The sequence below is a fragment of the Bacillus velezensis genome (assembly GCF_001461825.1).
GTDB lineage: Bacteria > Bacillota > Bacilli > Bacillales > Bacillaceae > Bacillus > Bacillus velezensis.
In genome coordinates this window covers 166,234-185,566 of sequence record NZ_LLZC01000019.1, presented here as the reverse complement: position 1 = coordinate 185,566, position 19,333 = coordinate 166,234, and the positions used below count along the sequence as shown (strand labels likewise).

Genomic DNA, 19,333 nt, shown 5'->3' with positions numbered 1-19,333 from the left:
GGGACCCTATGCCTGAGGGCAAAATTATAAAAGCGTTAAGCGGATTCTATTATGTCTTGGATGAATCACAGGACAAGATCATTCAATGCAGGGGCCGGGGCATTTTCAGAAAAAATAAAATAACGCCTCTGGTCGGCGATTATGCCGTTTATCAGGCTGAAAATGATAAAGAAGGCTACTTGCTGGAAATCAAAGAACGAACAAACGAGCTGATCAGGCCGCCGATTTCAAATGTCGATCAGGCCGTTCTCGTCTTTTCTGCCGTTCAGCCGGCGTTCAGCACGTCTTTATTGGACCGTTTTCTCGTCCTTGTGGAAGCCAACGGCATTCACCCGATCATCTGCATAACCAAAATAGACTTAGCTGCAGACGGGGAATCGAAAGAGGCGATACTTTCTTACGTGAAAGACTATCAGGGGATCGGTTATGACGTATATGTGACGTCATCAAAAGAAAACAGCGGTTTAACAGGCATTGTGAAACACTTCGAGAACAAAACGACGGTGTTTGCCGGTCAGTCGGGAGTCGGAAAATCTTCGCTTTTAAATGCGATCAGCCCGGAGCTTGAGCTGAAAACAAACGAGATTTCCGCGCATTTGGGACGCGGAAAACATACGACGCGCCATGTGGAGCTCATTCATACATCAGGCGGTCTGGTGGCGGATACTCCGGGGTTCAGTTCGCTTGAATTTACCGGCATTGAGGAAGATGAGCTGGGCAGCACGTTCCCTGAGATCAGAGAAATAAGCGCCTCTTGCAAATTCAGAGGCTGTCTGCATCTTAAGGAGCCGAAATGCGCGGTAAAGCAAGCGGTGGAAGAAGGAGAGATTCAGCCGTACCGCTATGAGCATTACAAAGAATTTATGCAGGAAATAAAAGAGAGAAAGCCGAGGTATTAATATGATTAAGGTTGCGCCATCAATTCTTTCCGCCGATTTTGCTTCACTGGGCGAGGAAATTAAAGACGTGGAAAAAGGAGGGGCGGACTATATCCATATTGATGTCATGGATGGCCATTTCGTCCCTAACATTACAATCGGGCCGCTTATCGTTGAAGCCGTCCGTCCGGTGACTGATCTGCCGCTGGATGTCCATCTTATGATTGAAAACCCGGACCGCTACATACCGGCATTCGCAAAAGCCGGCGCGGACATCCTTTCCGTTCATGCTGAAGCGTGTCCGCATCTTCACCGGACCATTCAATTGATAAAAGAGCAGGGGGTAAAAGCGGGAGTTGTGCTCAATCCGCATACGCCCGTCCAAATGATTGAACATGTGATCGAGGAACTTGACCTTGTGCTGTTAATGACGGTTAACCCCGGTTTTGGCGGCCAGCGCTTCATTCATTCGGTTCTGCCGAAAATCCGTCAGGTCAAACAGCTGGCTGAGGAGAAAGGCCTGTCTGAGCTTTTAATCGAGGTGGACGGAGGCGTTAATAAAGAAACAGCCCCTTTATGCGCTGAAGCGGGCGCCAATCTGCTTGTTGCCGGGTCTGCCGTATATAATCAGCCGGATCGGAAAAAAGCCATCGCTGACATCCGAAACGCGTAATAAACATGCTGAAAAAGAGCCCGGTGAAAGCCGCCGGCTCTTTTCGCGTCTAAAAGAGAGGAAAACATATGAAGACAATCAATATCGTTGCGGGCGGCCCGCGGGAGCTTATTCCCGATCTATCCGAATACACTGACGGAGATACGACGTGGGTCGGAGTCGATAAAGGGACGGTTGCTCTTTTGGAAGCCGGAATCATTCCGCAGGAAGCTTTCGGTGATTTTGACAGCATTACGGAAGAGGAGCTCATGCAGATTCAAAAAGCGGCGCCGGCCCTCCATGTGTATCAGGCGGAAAAAGATTATACCGATCTTGAACTCGCCCTTGACTGGGCTTTACAAAAAGAACCGGAAACCATTCGGATATTCGGTGTGACGGGCGGAAGAGCCGATCACTTTTTAGGGAACATCCAGCTGCTGTATAAAGCCTTACACAAGAATACCGATGTCGAGCTGATCGACCGGCAGAATGACATTCAGATGTTCGGGCCCGGCCGTTATACAATTGAAGAAAAAGCGCGCAGACGCTATATTTCTTTCATTCCGTTTACGGAAGCGGCAGACGGCCTGACACTCGACGGTTTTAAATATCCCCTTGATAATTGTCATATTCCTCTGGGTTCCACACTATGTATTAGTAACGAACTCATTCATTCACGAGGTACTTTTTCGTTTGCAAAAGGCATATTAATAATGGTAAGGAGCGCGGATTAGAAAAGCGGCTTCTGCCATATGCGGAAAAAACCATGAATCCTAAAGTGATGAACGCAGCGGATACGGGACTTATAGGAGGGGACAAAATGAAATTTTATACCATTAAATTGCCGAAGTTTTTAGGAGGAATTGTCCGGGCGATGCTGGGCTCATTTAGAAAAGAGTAAGCCCAAGAAGCTGAAATTGCCCTCTTTGAACGCATAAAAAACGCCTGCCGCATAAAAGGGCAGGCGTTCATTTTTGCTTATACACGCTCAACTTTACCGGATTTTAAAGCCCGGGCAGATACATACACTTTTTTAGGTTTGCCGTCAACGAGGATGCGGACCTTTTGAAGGTTGGCGCCCCAAGTACGCTTAGAAGCGTTCATTGCGTGAGAACGGTTGTTTCCGGCTTTTGTTTTTTTACCTGTAATAAAACATTTACGTGCCATTTGTTTCCCTCCTAACTGCGCGAAACATCTTTTCAAACATAGTTTCTCAGATGCTTTCGTTATACAATACTTTAAATAATTTACCACAGCTAAAAACCGTTTGCAACTATTGTTTCCCTTACTTTCAAGAAAAATCACTTGACATGTAAAACCAATCACATTTCCGCGCTGAAGGCCGCTGTCTGTATCTTTTCTTTTCATAATGGGATACATATAGTAGAATAATGATAACTCTATGCACCTGAAGGAGGAACCTGTGTGTCCATTGAAATGAAGACAAAATACGGACAGATTGATATATCCAACGAAGTCATCGCAATGGTTGCCGGAGGCGCTGCCATTGACTGTTACGGAATAGTGGGGATGGCCTCAAAAAACCAGATTAAAGACGGTTTGTCTGAAATCCTCCGGAGAGAGAACTTCGCAAAAGGCGTACATGTCCGTCAGGAAGCCGAACAAATACATATCGACATGTACATTATTGTCAGCTACGGCACTAAAATATCCGAAGTAGCCCACAATGTTCAGACGAAGGTAAAATACACAGTAAATCAAACAATCGGACTTGCAGTTGATTCTGTAAATATTTATGTCCAAGGCGTACGAGTAACGAACCCGTAGTGAGGAGGATGAGTATTGTCTAGACGAAACTTAGATGGGAGAGCTTTTGCGGCAATGATTCTGGCGGGGGCTGAGACATTGTCTCAAAACGCATCCGCGGTGGATGCGCTGAATGTGTTTCCCGTGCCTGACGGCGATACCGGAACAAATATGAATTTATCGATGTCATCCGGTGCAAGAGAGGTAGAGCACATTGACTCACCCGACATCGGCAAAGTCGGCATCGCCCTGTCAAAAGGCCTGCTTATGGGAGCGAGAGGAAACTCAGGGGTGATCTTGTCCCAATTGTTCAGAGGTTTCACAAAGAGCATTGAAAACAAAAACCAAATAGACGCCCAAGAATTTGCCGCAGCACTCCAAGCGGGAGTGGATATGGCATATAAGGCGGTCATGAAACCGGTTGAAGGAACGATTTTAACCGTGGCTAAGGATGCGGCTAAAAAAGCGGTCGCCTCGGCCAAAGAAGAAACCGATATTATTTCGGTCATGGAGGCCGTTATTGAAGAAGCGGAAGCGTCGCTCAACCGCACGCCGGATCTGCTTCCTGTTTTAAAGGACGTCGGTGTCGTTGACAGCGGCGGAAAAGGTCTGCTTTGTGTATATGAAGGCTTTTTGGCTGCTTTAAAAGGAGAGGCCGTACCGAAAAAAGCGGTTCTTCCGGCACTTGATGATATGGTGAATGCCGAGCATCATAAAAGCGCGCAGAGCATGCTGAGTACAGAAGACATTGAATTCGGATTTTGTACGGAAGTGATGGTGAGGCTGGATCAAGATAAACGGACGTTCAAGGAAGAGACGTTCAGAAACGAACTGAGCCGTTTCGGCGATTCACTGCTGGTCGTGGCTGATGATACGCTGGCGAAAGTCCATATTCATGCCGAAGAACCAGGGAACGTACTCAATCTCGCACAGCGTTACGGCGATTTGATTAAAATTAAAATTGAAAACATGAGGGAACAGCATACTTCAATAATCAGCCAAGAACATGATGAAAAAAAGCCGGCCGGCGTTATGAAAGAAGCCCGCAAGCCTTTTGGCATCGTGACTGTGGCAATGGGAGAGGGCATTTCTGAATTGTTTACGAGCATCGGCGCTTCACACGTAATCGAAGGCGGCCAGACAATGAATCCGAGCACGGAAGATATTGTTGAAGCCGTTCAGTCTGTCAATGCGGAGACGGTTTTCATTCTTCCGAACAATTCCAATATTGTGATGGCTGCCAATCAGGCGGCGAGCGTGGCTGAAGAAAATGTCATTGTCATTCCGGCAAAAACGGTCCCTCAAGGCATGACCGCCCTGCTTGCGTTTAACCCTGACCAGCCGGCTGACGTAAATGAAGCCAATATGCTTGAGGCCATCCGGAATGTGAAAAGCGGACAGGTGACATATTCAGTCAGAGACACCCATATTGACGGCAAAGATATTAAAAAAGGTGATTTTATCGGCATTTTAAACAGTTCAATTATCGGCAGCGCCGAAGATCGGATAAGTGCGGCGAAATTGCTGCTGGATGAAATGATCGGGGAAGAAGATGAAATTGTCACCATCTTGTACGGAGAGGACGCGCCGGAAGAAGAAGCTGAGAAACTCGCTGAGTATATTGCTAGCGTCTGTGAAGATATCGAGGTTGAAATCCATAACGGCAGACAGCCTCTGTATCCATATATATTTGCGGCAGAATAGAAGGGCTTATCAGGCCCTTCTATTCTTATGTCTTTATTTACCTGCGGCAGTGCGGCAGTGTGCCTGCTTGCCAATTGAGAAATGTTCAATTAGTCTAAAGAAAAGCGCTGAATGAAGTGATGTTAAGGAGGAACAAACCAGCATGAAGTATAGAAGCGTTTTTGATATTATCGGCCCGGTAATGATCGGTCCGTCCAGTTCACATACCGCAGGCGCCGCCCGGATCGGCAGAGTGGCCAGAAGCCTATTCAGGCGGGAGCCCCGCCGGATCATTGTGTCTTTTTACGGATCATTTGCGGAGACGTATAAGGGTCACGGCACTGATGTCGCGATTATCGGCGGCCTGCTTGATTTTGATACATTTGATGAACGGATTAAAACAGCGATTCAAATTGCGGAAGAGAAGGGCATATATGTAGAGTTCCGTACAGAGGATGCCGTGCCCGTTCATCCGAATACGGCGCGTATCGTCATTTCTGATGATGAGGGAGAGCTTGCCCTTACCGGTATTTCCATCGGCGGCGGAAAAATAGAAATCACGGAGCTCAACGGCTTTGAGCTGCGTCTTTCCGGAAACCATCCGGCTATTTTAGTCGTTCACAATGATAAATTCGGCACGATTGCAGGCGTCGCCAATGTGCTGGCGAAATTCTCCATCAACGTCGGACATATGGAAGTGGCGCGTAAGGACGTCGGCCAGCTAGCGCTGATGACGATTGAGGTCGATCAGAATATTGAAGAAGAAGTGCTTGACGAGCTTTCAACACTTCCTAATATTATACAGGTTACTAAGATAGCTGACTAAAAAGTCAGGAGGAAAATGACATGTTTCGTAATGTAAAAGAATTAATAGAAATCACTCAAGAAAAACAAATTCCGATTTCGGAAGTGATGATCACCCAAGAGATGGAAGTGACGCAAAAAACGCGGGAAGAAATCTTTCAAGGAATGGAGCGCAATCTCTCCGTCATGGAAGCAGCTGTTGAAAAAGGGCTGAAGGGCGTCACGAGTCAGACCGGTTTAACAGGAGGGGATGCCGTGAAACTTCAGGCATACATCCAATCGGGAAGAAGCCTGTCGGGCAATCTGATTTTAGACGCCGTTTCTAAAGCTGTCGCGACAAATGAAGTCAATGCGGCCATGGGAACGATCTGCGCTACACCGACCGCCGGTTCTGCGGGGGTTGTGCCGGGAACGTTATTCGCCGTAAAGCATAAGCTGAACCCTACGACAGAACAAATGATCCGTTTTCTGTTTACAGCCGGCGCGTTCGGTTTTGTCGTAGCAAACAATGCAAGTATTTCAGGAGCGGCAGGAGGCTGTCAGGCGGAAGTCGGGTCAGCATCGGGCATGGCAGCGGCTGCGATTGTGGAAATGGCGGGCGGAACGCCTCAGCAATCAGCGGAAGCAATGGCGATTACACTGAAAAATATGCTCGGTCTCGTATGTGACCCGGTCGCCGGATTGGTAGAAGTGCCGTGTGTCAAACGAAACGCAATGGGAGCATCCAACGCAATGATCGCGGCGGATATGGCGCTGGCCGGGATTACAAGCCGCATTCCTTGCGATGAGGTGATTGACGCGATGTACAAAATCGGCCAGACAATGCCGACAGCACTGCGTGAAACGGGACAAGGCGGTTTAGCCGCGACACCGACGGGAAGAGAATTAGAGAAAAAAATTTTCGGAGGAGCGCTGAAATCAAGTGACACACCATCAGCAAACTAGTATAGCGGAGATTAAGGGCATTGGGCCGGAAACAGAAAAAACATTGCACGAACTTGGTATCTATGACATTTCTGATCTTCTGAATTATTTCCCTTACCGTTATGACGACTATGAGCTGAGGGATTTAGAAGAAGTAAAACATGAAGAAAGAGTGACGGTAGAAGGGAAGGTTCATTCAGAACCTTCTCTTACCTATTACGGCAAAAAACGAAACAGGCTGACATTCAGGGTGCTTGTCGGCAATTATTTAATTACCGCGGTCTGCTTTAACCGTCCCTACTTAAAAAAGAAACTGACGTTAGGTTCAGTCGTCACGATATCCGGGAAATGGGATAAACACAGACAGACCGTTTCCGTGCAGGAATTAAAAAACGGTCCTCATCAAGAAGATAAAAGCATTGAGCCTGTTTATTCCGTTAAAGAAAACGTCACCGTAAAAATGATGAGACGGTTTATTAAGGAAGCGCTGCAGCATCATTTGGACAGTGCGGCCGATCCGCTTCCTGAAAAATTGAGAATCCGCTACAAGCTGCCTGATTACAAACATGCCCTGCAGACGATGCATCAGCCTGAAACGAGGGAATCGTTACAGCAGGCAAGACGCCGGTTTGTTTACGAGGAATTCTTATTATTTCAGCTGAAAATGCAGGCGTTCCGTAAAGCGGAAAGGGAACAGTCAAAAGGCATCAGCCATGTGTTTCCTGCTGAAAAGCTCGCCGCTTTCACAGACAGTCTGCCGTTTTCGCTCACAACCGCACAGACGCGCGTGCTTCGGGAAATTACCGCTGATATGACATCCCCTTACCGAATGAACCGTCTGCTGCAAGGTGATGTCGGTTCAGGGAAAACAGCCGTCGCCGCCATCGCTTTGTACGCTGCGATTCTGTCGGGGTATCAGGGGGCATTAATGGTGCCGACTGAAATTCTGGCCGAACAGCATGCGGATTCTCTCGTATCGTTGTTTGCAAATGAAGATGTAAATATCGCGCTTTTGACGAGTTCTGTAAAAGGAAAGCGGCGCAGGGAGCTTTTGGAGCGGCTTGCTCTCGGAGAGATTGATATTTTAGTAGGGACCCATGCTTTAATCCAGGACGAAGTGGAATTTAAAGCGCTGAGCCTTGTCATTACGGACGAGCAGCACAGGTTCGGAGTCGAACAGCGCAAAAAACTCAAGAATAAAGGTCAGGATCCGGATGTGCTGTTTATGACAGCCACCCCGATTCCGAGAACGTTGGCCATTACCGTCTTCGGAGAAATGGATGTTTCCGTGATAGATGAAATGCCCGCGGGGCGAAAACAAATCGAAACGTATTGGGTGAAACACGACATGCTGGAGCGGATTTTGGCTTTTATAGAAAAAGAGCTGAAACAGGGAAGGCAAGCCTATATTATCTGCCCGCTCATTGAAGAGTCGGATAAACTGGATGTACAGAATGCGATTGACGTATATAACATGCTGTCTGACGTTTACCGCGGTAAATGGAATGTCGGCCTGATGCACGGGAAGCTCCATTCTGATGAAAAAGATCAGGTGATGAGAGAATTCAGCGCCAATCAATGTCAGGTACTTGTGTCAACAACCGTCGTAGAAGTCGGGGTGAACGTGCCGAATGCGACGATTATGGTCATCTATGACGCCGACCGTTTCGGATTATCTCAGCTTCATCAGCTCCGCGGCCGGGTCGGGCGGGGAGACCACCAATCTTTCTGCATCTTGATGGCCGATCCGAAATCCGAAACCGGGAAGGAACGGATGAGAATCATGTCAGAGACAAACGACGGCTTCGAGCTGTCTGAAAAGGACCTTGAACTGCGCGGCCCCGGCGATTTCTTCGGAAAAAAACAGAGCGGTATGCCCGAGTTCAAGGTGGCGGATATGGTTCATGACTACAGAGCTTTGGAAACGGCCCGCCAGGATGCGGCCAATCTGGTGTCTTCAGAGGCTTTTTGGAAAGATGACGAATACCGCATGCTGCGCGGTCAATTACTTTCAAGCGGCGTCCTAGAAGGGGAGAAATTAAGCTGATTCTGTAAAATTCGGCGGCTTTCAAAAAACAATCATTGCATTCCAATCTATGAGATTATATACTACTATTAGTACCTAGTCTTAATTGTCCGGATGGTGTTTACAGATGAGAAGAAGCAAGAAAGAACGCCAAAAATTATTGCAGCAGACGATCAAATCGACACCCTTCATCACAGATGAAGAATTAGCGGGGAAATTCGGCGTCAGCATTCAGACGATCCGTTTAGACCGCTTAGAGCTCTCAATACCGGAGCTGAGGGAAAGAATTAAAAACGTGGCAGAACAAACGCTTGATGATGAAGTGAAATCACTGTCTTTAGACGAAGTGATCGGTGAAATTATTGATCTGGAGCTTGACGGCCAGGCCATTTCCATATTAGAAGTAAGACGCGAACATGTCTTCAGCCGCAATCAAATTGCGCGGGGGCATCATTTGTTTGCGCAGGCGAACTCACTCGCCGTAGCCGTCATTGATGATGAGCTGGCGCTGACCGCAAGCGCAAATATCCGCTTTACAAGACAGGTGAAAGAAGGCGAGCGCGTCGTTGCGAAAGCCAAAGTGACGGCAGTCGAAAAAGAAAAAGGCAGAACGGTAGTTGAAGTCAACAGCTATGTGGGAGAAGAAGTCGTGTTCTCCGGCAGCTTTGACATGTACCGTTCAAAACAATCATAAAGGTGGAGCATGCATGAGAATAGCTGTAGATGCAATGGGAGGCGACAACGCACCCAAAGCTGTTATTGACGGAGTAATGAAGAGTATTGAGGCATTTGACGATCTTCATATTACGCTGGTCGGTGACAAGACAACGATAGAATCACACTTGCCAACAACATCAGACCGCATCACTGTGTTGCACGCCGATGAAGTGATTGAACCGACGGATGAACCGGTCCGCGCCGTACGCAGAAAGAAAAACTCTTCTATGGTGCTGATGGCGCAGGAAGTGGCTGAAAACAGAGCGGACGCCTGCATCTCAGCGGGGAATACAGGCGCACTCATGACAGCGGGACTGTTTATCGTCGGCAGAATTAAAGGAATCGACCGGCCTGCGCTTGCGCCGACGCTTCCGACCGTTTCAGGCGACGGTTTCCTTCTTTTGGACGTGGGAGCCAATGTCGATGCCAAACCGGAGCATCTCGTCCAGTACGGAATTATGGGATCTGTATATGCCCGGCAGGTTCTCGGAATCAGCTCGCCCCGCGTCGGATTGTTAAATGTCGGCACGGAAGAAAAGAAAGGAAACGACCTGACAAAAAAGACGTTTGAATTATTAAAAGAAACAAACGTGAATTTTGTCGGAAACGTTGAGGCGAGAGACTTGCTCGAAGGCGCTGCTGACGTCATCGTCACAGACGGCTTTACGGGCAACGTCACGTTGAAAACATTGGAAGGTTCAGCGTTATCGATTTTCAAAATGCTGAAAGATACACTGACTTCAAGTTTTGTTACTAAGCTCGCAGCGGGAGTGCTGAAGCCGAAGCTGATGGAAATGAAACTGAAAATGGACTATTCTGAGTACGGCGGGGCGAGTCTTTTCGGTTTGAAAGCGCCCGTCGTTAAAGCGCACGGCTCTTCTGACGCACGCGCTGTTTACCATGCGCTGCGCCAGGCGAGAGAAATGGTCAGCCAAAACGTGGCCGCATTTATAGAAGAAGAAGTAAAAGAAGAAAAAACAGATGAGTAGTCTGGAGGTTACCGCATCATGAGTAAGATTGCATTTTTATTTCCCGGACAGGGATCACAATATATCGGTATGGGAAAAGACCTGTACGAACGCGAAGAAGCGTCAAAACGTATTTTTGATGAAGCGGATGAAACGCTTGAAACAAAGCTGAGCTCGCTCATTTTTGAAGGTGACGCCGAAGAATTGACCCTTACATACAATGCGCAGCCTGCGCTGTTGACAACGAGCATCGCCGTATTGGAAAAGTTTAAAGAATCCGGCATCACCCCTGATTTCACCGCCGGCCACAGCCTCGGAGAATATTCGGCGCTTGTTGCGGCGGGAGCGATGACGTTTAAAGATGCTGTTTACACGGTAAGAAAACGGGGAGAATTCATGAATGAAGCCGTGCCGGCCGGAGAAGGCGCCATGGCAGCGATTCTCGGAATGGATGCGGAGTCCTTGAAAAAGGTAACGGATCAAGTGACGGAAAACGGGCATCTCGTACAGCTTGCAAACCTGAACTGCCCCGGTCAGATCGTAATTTCCGGAACGGCAAAAGGCGTGGAGCTGGCTTCAGAAGAAGCGAAAAACAACGGAGCAAAACGGGCAATCCCATTAGAAGTAAGCGGACCGTTCCATTCTGAATTAATGAAGCCGGCAGCGCAAAAACTCGAGGAGGTGCTCAGCGCCTGTGAGTTAAAAAATGCGGCTGTTCCCGTGATTTCAAACGTTTCGGCTGACGTTATGACAGAAAAAGACGATATCAAGAAAAAATTGATCGAACAGCTGTACTCACCTGTACGCTTTGAAGAAACCATTAACAAACTGATTGACGAAGGTGTCACGACGTTTGTTGAAATCGGGCCCGGAAAAGTGCTTTCAGGCCTTGTGAAAAAAGTGAACCGCCGCCTTAAAACAATCGCGGTTTCTGACCATGAAACCATCGAACTGGCGATTCAAACGCTGAAGGAGGAGAATCAGGATGCTTAATGAAAAAACAGCAGTGGTAACGGGAGCGTCCCGCGGAATCGGGCGGGCGATCGCGCTTGATCTTGCGAAAAACGGCTGTAACGTAGTAGTCAACTACTCCGGGAATGAAGCGAAAGCGAACGAAGTCGTAGATGAAATCAAATCTTTGGGCCGAAACGCGATCGCGGTAAAAGCCGATGTATCAAATTCCGAAGAAGTACAAAACATGATGAAAGAGGCTGTCGCTGCATTTTCTTCAATCGACATTCTCGTGAACAATGCGGGGATCACAAAAGACAATCTTCTGATGAGAATGAAAGAAAATGAATGGGATGATGTCATTAACATTAACCTAAAAGGTGTATTCAACTGCACGAAAGCCGTTACAAGACAGATGATGAAACAGCGCTCCGGCCGGATTATCAACGTATCATCAATCGTCGGCGTCAGCGGAAACCCCGGCCAGGCGAACTACGTGGCGGCAAAAGCCGGTGTAATCGGCTTAACGAAGTCATCAGCCAAAGAGCTTGCGAGCCGCAATATTACGGTTAATGCCATTGCTCCGGGCTTTATTTCCACGGATATGACGGACAAGCTTTCTAAAGAAGTCCAAGATGAAATGCTGAAGCAGATTCCGCTCGCGCGTTTCGGTGATCCTTCCGATATCAGCAGCGTTGTTACGTTCCTTGCTTCTGAAGGATCGCGTTATATGACGGGCCAAACCCTTCATATTGACGGCGGAATGGTGATGTAAAGATTTGTTTTTAAAATTTCATCCTAGTTTCTCTAGTTTTTTAAAAACGAATCCACTATAATACTTGAGGGGAGGTGAATTGCTATGGCAGATACATTAGAGCGTGTAACGAAAATCATCGTAGACCGCCTTGGCGTTGATGAAGCTGACGTCAAACTTGAAGCTTCTTTCAAGGAAGACTTAGGTGCTGATTCCCTAGATGTAGTTGAGCTTGTTATGGAACTTGAAGACGAGTTTGATATGGAGATTTCTGACGAAGATGCTGAAAAGATTGCAACAGTCGGCGACGCTGTGAACTACATACAAAACCAGCAATAAGCTGATGCTAAAAGTCCCGCCTGACAGCGGGGCTTTAGCCCTTTAATCGTTCGGTTACCGGCGTCTGACGCTGTACGCGCTGCCGATTCCGTTTACGGCGGGGAGCGCGGTGAACCTGATGTGCCTATGGAGGTTACTATGTCAAAACACTCACATTTTAAAGATAAAAAAAAGTTCTATAAAAAAATAGAGCAATTTAAAGAGTTCCAAGAACGGATTTCGGTTCATTTTCAAAACGAGAAACTTTTGTATCAAGCATTTACACATTCATCTTATGTGAATGAGCATCGGAAAAAGCCGTATGAAGACAATGAAAGGCTTGAATTTTTAGGTGACGCTGTTTTGGAACTGACGATCTCCCAATTCTTATTTGCCAAATATCCGGCCATGAGTGAAGGAGATTTGACGAAGCTGAGAGCCGCTATCGTATGCGAGCCGTCACTCGTCTCACTTGCCCATGAATTGTCATTCGGCGATCTTGTTCTCTTGGGAAAAGGAGAAGAAATGACGGGCGGCAGAAAGCGTCCTGCGCTTTTAGCGGATGTGTTTGAAGCGTTTATCGGCGCACTGTATCTGGATCAGGGCCTTGAGCCGGTTCAGCAATTCCTGAAAGTGTACGTGTTCCCTAAAATAAACGATGGTGCTTTTTCTCATGTGATGGATTTCAAAAGCCAGCTTCAAGAATTTGTACAGCGGGACGGAAAAGGATCGCTTGAGTACAAAATTCTCAATGAAAAAGGGCCTGCCCACAACCGGGAATTCGAGGCGCTTGTCTCTCTTAAAGGTGAGGCGCTCGGTATCGGGAACGGACGTTCCAAAAAAGAAGCCGAGCAGCATGCGGCACAGGAAGCTCTTGCAAAAATGCAAAAACATCATACGAAACAATAAAATCCCCCTGTTTCCCTAGGGGGATTTCAGTATGTCTGCGCCTGATATAAGCGGGTGATTATGATAATATTGAGATACTTATACGATAAGGAGGATCTGGGATGTTCCTCAAACGTTTAGACGTTATAGGATTTAAATCATTTGCAGAACGGATATCCGTTGACTTTGTAAAAGGCGTCACGGCCGTTGTCGGTCCGAACGGCAGCGGAAAGAGCAACATTACCGAAGCCATCCGCTGGGTGCTCGGCGAACAATCAGCCCGCTCGCTTCGGGGCGGAAAAATGGAAGATATCATTTTTGCTGGAAGTGATTCGCGCAAGCGGCTGAACCTTGCCGAAGTTACGTTAACGCTTGATAATGAAGATCATTTTCTCCCGATCGATTATCACGAAGTCAGCGTGACGAGACGGGTGTACCGCTCTGGAGAAAGTGAATTTCTCATCAACAATCAGCAGTGCCGCCTGAAAGACATCATTGACTTATTTATGGACTCCGGGCTCGGGAAAGAAGCATTCTCTATTATCAGCCAGGGGAAAGTCGAAGAGATTCTCAGCAGCAAAGCGGAAGACCGCCGCAGTATTTTTGAAGAAGCGGCCGGCGTGCTGAAATATAAAACAAGAAAGAAAAAAGCGGAAAACAAACTGTTTGAGACGCAGGATAACTTAAACAGGGTGGAAGATATTCTCCACGAGCTTGAAGATCAGGTCGAACCGCTGAAAATCCAGGCATCAATCGCCAAAGACTACTTAGAAAAAAAGAAAGAGCTTGAACATGTCGAAATCGCCCTTACCGCCTTTGACATCGAAGAACTGCATGGCAGATGGTCGGGTTTAAAAGAAAAGGTGCAGGCGGCAAAAGAAGAAGAATTGGCGGAATCATCGGCTCTGTCCGCAAAAGAAGCGATGATAGAAGAGACGAGAGATAAAATCCACGCGCTTGATGAATCCGTCAACGAACTGCAGCAGGTTCTGCTCGTGACAAGTGAAGAGCTGGAAAAGCTGGAAGGCCGGAAAGAAGTGCTGAAAGAGCGCAAAAAAAACGCCGCGCAAAACCGGGAACAGCTTGAGGAATCCGTTACACATTACACGAACAAAGAAGCCGAACTGAAAGCGGACATTGAAAAACAGTCTGCCGTCTATGATAAACTTCGTGCGGAAGTGAAGCGGTTAAACGCCCAGGTGAAAGAAAAGCAGCAGGCTCTCAGTCTGCATAATGAAAATGTAGAAGACAAAATCGAACAATTAAAAAGCGATTACTTTGAATTGTTAAACAGTCAGGCGTCGATTCGCAACGAGCTGCAGCTTTTAGATGACCAGATGTCCCAATCTGCGGTCCAGCAGGCGAGACTGACAGCAAACAATGAAAAATACCTTGAAGAACGTAACGATATTGCAGTCCGCAAAGCGGCGTGCGAAGAAGAATTGGCCGCCGTTGAAGAGGATATTCACAATCAGGTCGTCCGCTTTCGTGAAGTCCAGACAGCATATGAACAGAAAAAACGCCAATATGAAAAGAAAGAATCTGCGCTGTATCAGGCATATCAATTCGTCCAGCAGGCCAGATCCAAAAAAGATATGCTTGAAACGATGCAAGGCGATTTTTCAGGATTTTACCAAGGCGTAAAAGAAGTGCTGAAACAGAAAGAGCAGCTTGGCGGCATCCGCGGCGCCGTTCTCGAACTGATTGCCACCGAACAAAAATATGAAACGGCGATCGAGATTGCACTCGGCGCAGCGGCGCAGCACGTTGTCACAGACGATGAGCAGGCGGCGCGGAAAGCGATTCAATATTTAAAACAGAATTCCTTCGGCCGCGCGACGTTCCTGCCGCTTACGGTTATGAAACCGCGCCAGCTCCAAACCCGTGATGAACAGACGGCTCAGAAGCATCCGTCTTTCCTCGGCACAGCGAGCGGGCTTGTCACATATGATGCGGCATATCGGAATGTTATTCAAAACCTTCTCGGCACCGTGCTGATCACTGAAGATTTAAAAGGCGCGAATGAACTGGCCAAGCTTCTCGGGCACCGCTACCGCATCGTGACGCTTGAGGGCGATGTCGTCAATCCAGGCGGATCAATGACAGGCGGCGCGGTCAAAAAGAAAAACAATTCTCTGCTCGGCAGAAGCCGTGAGCTTGAGACGGTGACTGCGCGGCTTGCCGAAATGGAAGAAAAAACAGCTCTGCTCGAAAAAGAGGTCAAAACGCTGAAGCAGGCCATTCAAGAGCTTGAACATACGCTGAGCGGTCTCCGTGAAGACGGTGAAGCTTTCAGAACAAAGCAGCAGGATGTAAAAGGCAGGCTGTATGAACTCGAAGTCGCTGAAAAGAACATCAATACCCATCTGGAGCTTTACGATCAGGAGAAAGCATCACTGACGGAAAGCAGCCGGGAAAAAGAGACGCGCAAATCAGCTCTGGAAGAACAGCTGAGTGAGGCATCCGGCCAGCTGAAAGAGCTTGAGGAAGAGATGGAAAGGCTGACAAAACAAAAGCAGACCCTATCCTCAACAAAAGAAACGCTCTCTCATGAACTGACGGAATGTAAAGTGGCCGCTGCGAAAAAAGAACAGGCGTGCTCGAGTGAAGAAGACAACCTCAAAAGGCTGAAAAAAGAGCTTGAGGAAACGCAGCTCGCTCTGAAAGAAACACGGGAAGATTTAAGCCTCCTGACCTCAGAGATGACGTCCAGCACAAGCGGTGAGGAGCAGCTTGAAGAAGCAGCCCATCACAAGCTTCACGATAAAACGAGAACGATTGAATTGATCGCCAGCAGGCGCGACCAGCGTGTGAAGCTCCAGCGGGCGCTTGATACGAACGAACTTGAGCTGAAAGAGATGAAGCGTCTCTACAAGCAAAAAACAGAAATTCTGAAAGATGAAGAGGTAAAACTCGGCCGGATGGAAGTCGAGCTTGATAATCTCTTGCAATATTTACGCGAGGAATACAGCTTATCCTTTGAAGGGGCTAAAGAACAATATCAGCTTGAAATCGAGCCTGAAGAGGCGAGAAAACGGGTCAAACTGATCAAGCTCTCAATTGAAGAGCTCGGAACGGTCAATCTCGGCAGCATCGATGAATTTGAAAGAGTAAACGAACGGTATCAGTTTTTAACAGAGCAGAAAAATGACCTGACGGAAGCGAAAAATACACTGTTTCAAGTCATTGAAGAAATGGATTCTGAAATGACGAAGCGATTCCATGAAACGTTTATCCAGATCCGTTCTCAATTCAACGACGTGTTCCGTTCTTTATTCGGAGGAGGACGGGCTGAACTGAAGCTGACTGATCCGAATGATCTTCTTAACTCCGGGGTGGACATTATCGCGCAGCCTCCGGGCAAAAAACTGCAAAACTTAAATCTTTTGTCAGGGGGAGAACGGGCGCTGACTGCCATTGCCCTTTTATTCTCCATTCTGAAAGTAAGGCCCGTGCCGTTCTGCGTCCTTGATGAAGTGGAAGCTGCGCTTGATGAAGCCAATGTATTCAGGTTTGCGCAATATTTAAAAAAATACAGCGGCGACAGCCAGTTTATCGTCATCACCCACAGAAAAGGCACCATGGAAGAAGCGGATGTCCTCTACGGTGTTACGATGCAGGAATCCGGCGTTTCCCGAATGGTTTCGGTCAAACTGGAAGAAACAAAAGAATTCGTTCAGTAACGAGGAAAGAGGTTGAAAGATGAGCTTTTTTAAAAAATTAAAAGAGAAAATCACGAAACAGACAGACTCCGTCTCTGAAAAATTTAAAGATGGTCTTGAAAAAACAAGAAATTCCTTCTCGAATAAAGTGAACGAACTCGTCTCCCGCTACCGGAAAGTCGACGAGGATTTCTTCGAGGAGCTTGAGGAAGTGCTGATTGGCGCTGACGTCGGTTTTACAACCGTCATGGAGCTGATTGATGAGCTCAAAAAAGAAGTGAAGCTGAAAAACATCCAGGATCCTCAGGAAGTGCAGTCCGTCATTTCTGAAAAGCTTGTCGACATTTATAACAGCGGCGACGAACAGATTTCTGAATTAAATATTCAGGACGGGCGCCTGAACGTTATTCTGCTTGTCGGGGTAAACGGCGTCGGAAAAACGACAACGATCGGAAAACTTGCCCATAAGCTGAAGAATGAAGGCAAATCCGTTGTGCTCGCTGCCGGAGACACCTTCAGAGCCGGGGCGATTGAACAGCTTGAAGTGTGGGGGGAGCGTACAGGCGTGCCTGTCATTAAGCAGGCTGCCGGAAGCGACCCTGCGGCGGTTATTTATGATGCCGTACACGCGGCTAAAGCAAGAGGAGCGGATGTGCTGATTTGTGATACGGCAGGCCGCCTTCAGAATAAAGTAAACTTAATGAAAGAGCTTGAAAAAGTCAAACGCGTCATCGAACGCGAAGTGCCTGAGGCTCCGCATGAGGTTCTCCTTGCGCTTGACGCGACGACAGGCCAGAATGCGATGGCGCAGGCGAAAGAATTCTCCAAAGCGACGAATGTGACGGGTATCGCGTTAACGAAGCTTGACGGCACCGCAAAAGGCGGTATCGTCCTGGCAATCCGCAATGAGCTTCACATCCCCGTGAAACTGGTCGGCCTTGGAGAAAAGGTTGACGACCTCCAGCGGTTTGATGCAGAATCTTACGTATACGGTCTCTTTTCTGATTTAGTTGAAAAAGCCGAGGATTAATGAATAATAAACGAGTATAAAATGGACGGTTTTATACTCGTTTTTTTATACGCATTGATAGATCGGAATGGAGGGGGCAATTGTTGGACAAATGGCTGAAAGCTGAATTGGAAAGTAAGATCGGCGCGATAAACCATATGTCGCTGTTGGATGAACAGGGAGGCACTTCAACCGTTCGAAAAATAGTGACCGGTCAAGACGCACTTCTGCTGAAAAGTTCTTTTCAACAGAAGTATCGGGAATGGTTAATGAGAGAAGCCTTCGTTTTACAAAAACTGACGGAAACTCGTCGTCTGCCTGTTCCTGTTTATTATGGGATGATACAGGAACAGCATGCCAGCCATATCATCATGTCATTTGAGGATGGAATCACCCTGACTTCGGCTTTAAGAAAAGCAAAAGGGGATACTGAAAAGAAAAAGCTGATCAAAAGTTTCGGCCGGTTTCTGCAACGGCTGCATGAAACCGACATGGTCTCTGGTTTACAGCCGGAAACAGACTGGCTCGATCTGCAAATCAAACGAGCCGGGGAATATGTCAAAAAAGGACAGGCTGAAGGAAGTGCAGAGCTTTTGAAGGAATTGGACAGGTACAGGCCTGTTCCTGTTCAGCAGACAATGATTCACGGTGACTGCACGACTGATAATGTGCTGGTGAAAGACGGAGAGGTCTATCTGTTTATCGATGCTGCGGGAATATCGGCGGGAGATCCGCGATATGATGAATCATTAGCGATCAGTCATTTTGTCACAAATGAAGCATGCCTCAATGCTTTTTACGAAGGCTATTGCCGCTACCGTGTATCAAAACAAGAATTCGAGTATTTTAACGACGGTCTATATGAATTTTTTTGAAAAAACTTATGATGTAAAAAGAGCATCATGCTTTGACAAGATAAAAACTTGACACACGCTCTGAAACCATGTAAACTAAGTTTTTGTAAAGGGATTTGACTTAACAAAGGGGAGAGCTCAAATGTCGCTCGAAAAAACGACGAGAATGAACTATTTATTTGACTTCTATCAGTCGTTGCTGACGTCAAAACAAAAGAGCTATATGTCGCTTTATTATCTGGACGATTTCTCCCTTGGTGAAATAGCCGAAGAGTATGACGTTTCAAGGCAAGCCGTTTACGATAACATCAAACGGACTGAAGCGATGCTTGAACAATATGAAGAAAAACTGCTCCTTTTTAAAAAGTTTCAGGAGCGTAAAGAAATGTTTACAAAGCTGAAAGAGCTTGCTTCCGGGTTGCAGGAAGAGGAAAAAATGACGGCTCTGATTGAAGCGCTTGAGAAATTAGATTAGGAG

20 protein-coding genes are annotated in these 19,333 nt (G+C 47.3%); 19 read left to right on the top strand and 1 reads right to left on the bottom strand.

The features are described 5' to 3' along the window. The first annotated feature begins 8 nt into the window (after positions 1-8). The 4 genes from rsgA (at position 9) to spoVM (ending at position 2,431) form a co-directional block, all read left to right on the top strand. Positions 9-899 carry a ribosome small subunit-dependent GTPase A gene (gene rsgA, locus AR442_RS11630; protein WP_021493697.1) on the top strand — a complete coding sequence of 297 codons (891 nt, stop codon included), beginning with the start codon at positions 9-11 and terminating at the stop codon, positions 897-899. Position 900: 1 nt separating this feature from the next. Continuing rightward, the gene (gene rpe / locus AR442_RS11625; RefSeq protein ID WP_014417749.1) at positions 901-1,551 is read left to right on the top strand and encodes a ribulose-phosphate 3-epimerase; all 651 of its coding nucleotides are present in this window, start codon (positions 901-903) and stop codon (positions 1,549-1,551) included. A gap of 68 nt (positions 1,552-1,619) precedes the next feature. After that, the gene (locus AR442_RS11620) at positions 1,620-2,264 is read left to right on the top strand and encodes a thiamine diphosphokinase (protein ID WP_022553357.1); all 645 of its coding nucleotides are present in this window, start codon (positions 1,620-1,622) and stop codon (positions 2,262-2,264) included. Between the two features lie 86 nt (positions 2,265-2,350). Next, the gene (spoVM, locus tag AR442_RS11615; RefSeq protein WP_003154329.1) at positions 2,351-2,431 is read left to right on the top strand and encodes a stage V sporulation protein SpoVM; all 81 of its coding nucleotides are present in this window, start codon (positions 2,351-2,353) and stop codon (positions 2,429-2,431) included. 77 nt (positions 2,432-2,508) lie between these two features. On the opposite strand, the gene rpmB is transcribed toward spoVM, so the two are convergent. Next, complete coding sequence (rpmB, locus tag AR442_RS11610; RefSeq protein ID WP_003154328.1) at positions 2,509-2,697, bottom strand: 50S ribosomal protein L28; 189 nt, start codon at positions 2,695-2,697, stop codon at positions 2,509-2,511. Positions 2,698-2,955: 258 nt separating this feature from the next. Here rpmB and AR442_RS11605 point away from each other — a divergent pair, with 258 nt between their 5' ends. From AR442_RS11605 to AR442_RS11535, 15 genes are all read left to right on the top strand, one after another. After that, positions 2,956-3,318 carry an Asp23/Gls24 family envelope stress response protein gene (locus tag AR442_RS11605; protein ID WP_003154327.1) on the top strand — a complete coding sequence of 121 codons (363 nt, stop codon included), beginning with the start codon at positions 2,956-2,958 and terminating at the stop codon, positions 3,316-3,318. A 15-nt stretch (positions 3,319-3,333) separates the two neighbouring features. Then, positions 3,334-5,001, top strand: coding sequence for a DAK2 domain-containing protein (locus AR442_RS11600; RefSeq protein WP_022553356.1), 1,668 nt, complete (start codon positions 3,334-3,336; stop codon positions 4,999-5,001). 142 nt (positions 5,002-5,143) lie between these two features. Next, positions 5,144-5,806, top strand: a complete 663-nt coding sequence (sdaAB, locus tag AR442_RS11595) for an L-serine ammonia-lyase, iron-sulfur-dependent subunit beta (RefSeq protein ID WP_017417764.1) — start codon at positions 5,144-5,146, stop codon at positions 5,804-5,806. A gap of 20 nt (positions 5,807-5,826) precedes the next feature. Beyond that, on the top strand, positions 5,827-6,729 hold the full coding sequence (gene sdaAA / locus AR442_RS11590; protein WP_003154324.1) for an L-serine ammonia-lyase, iron-sulfur-dependent, subunit alpha: 903 nt from the start codon (positions 5,827-5,829) through the stop codon (positions 6,727-6,729). Beyond that, on the top strand, positions 6,707-8,755 hold the full coding sequence (recG, locus tag AR442_RS11585) for an ATP-dependent DNA helicase RecG (protein ID WP_014417753.1): 2,049 nt from the start codon (positions 6,707-6,709) through the stop codon (positions 8,753-8,755). Before sdaAA ends, recG begins: the two co-directional genes overlap by 23 nt. 106 nt (positions 8,756-8,861) lie before the next feature. Then, on the top strand, positions 8,862-9,428 hold the full coding sequence (gene fapR, locus AR442_RS11580) for a transcription factor FapR (RefSeq protein WP_003154320.1): 567 nt from the start codon (positions 8,862-8,864) through the stop codon (positions 9,426-9,428). 13 nt (positions 9,429-9,441) lie between these two features. Next, positions 9,442-10,440: a phosphate acyltransferase PlsX gene (gene plsX / locus AR442_RS11575; RefSeq protein ID WP_017417766.1), complete on the top strand. Its 999-nt coding sequence runs from the start codon at positions 9,442-9,444 to the stop codon at positions 10,438-10,440. A gap of 18 nt (positions 10,441-10,458) precedes the next feature. Next, positions 10,459-11,412, top strand: a complete 954-nt coding sequence (fabD, locus tag AR442_RS11570) for an ACP S-malonyltransferase (protein ID WP_007409759.1) — start codon at positions 10,459-10,461, stop codon at positions 11,410-11,412. Next, positions 11,405-12,145 (top strand): 3-oxoacyl-[acyl-carrier-protein] reductase, encoded by a 741-nt coding sequence (gene fabG / locus AR442_RS11565; RefSeq protein ID WP_003154312.1) that lies wholly within the window; start codon positions 11,405-11,407, stop codon positions 12,143-12,145. The genes fabD and fabG overlap by 8 nt, the downstream gene beginning before the upstream one ends. 84 nt (positions 12,146-12,229) lie before the next feature. Continuing rightward, entirely contained in the window at positions 12,230-12,463 is a 234-nt protein-coding gene (gene acpP, locus AR442_RS11560) for an acyl carrier protein (RefSeq protein ID WP_003154310.1), read from the top strand. Between the two features lie 138 nt (positions 12,464-12,601). Beyond that, positions 12,602-13,351: a ribonuclease III gene (gene rncS / locus AR442_RS11555; RefSeq protein WP_014417754.1), complete on the top strand. Its 750-nt coding sequence runs from the start codon at positions 12,602-12,604 to the stop codon at positions 13,349-13,351. A gap of 101 nt (positions 13,352-13,452) precedes the next feature. Beyond that, entirely contained in the window at positions 13,453-17,013 is a 3,561-nt protein-coding gene (smc, locus tag AR442_RS11550) for a chromosome segregation protein SMC (protein ID WP_053284995.1), read from the top strand. A 19-nt stretch (positions 17,014-17,032) separates the two neighbouring features. Further along, entirely contained in the window at positions 17,033-18,022 is a 990-nt protein-coding gene (ftsY, locus tag AR442_RS11545) for a signal recognition particle-docking protein FtsY (RefSeq protein ID WP_003154301.1), read from the top strand. A gap of 83 nt (positions 18,023-18,105) precedes the next feature. Next, entirely contained in the window at positions 18,106-18,876 is a 771-nt protein-coding gene (locus tag AR442_RS11540; RefSeq protein ID WP_053284994.1) for a phosphotransferase family protein, read from the top strand. A gap of 121 nt (positions 18,877-18,997) precedes the next feature. After that, positions 18,998-19,330 (top strand): putative DNA-binding protein, encoded by a 333-nt coding sequence (locus AR442_RS11535; protein WP_003154299.1) that lies wholly within the window; start codon positions 18,998-19,000, stop codon positions 19,328-19,330. The last annotated feature ends 3 nt before the right edge of the window (positions 19,331-19,333 follow it).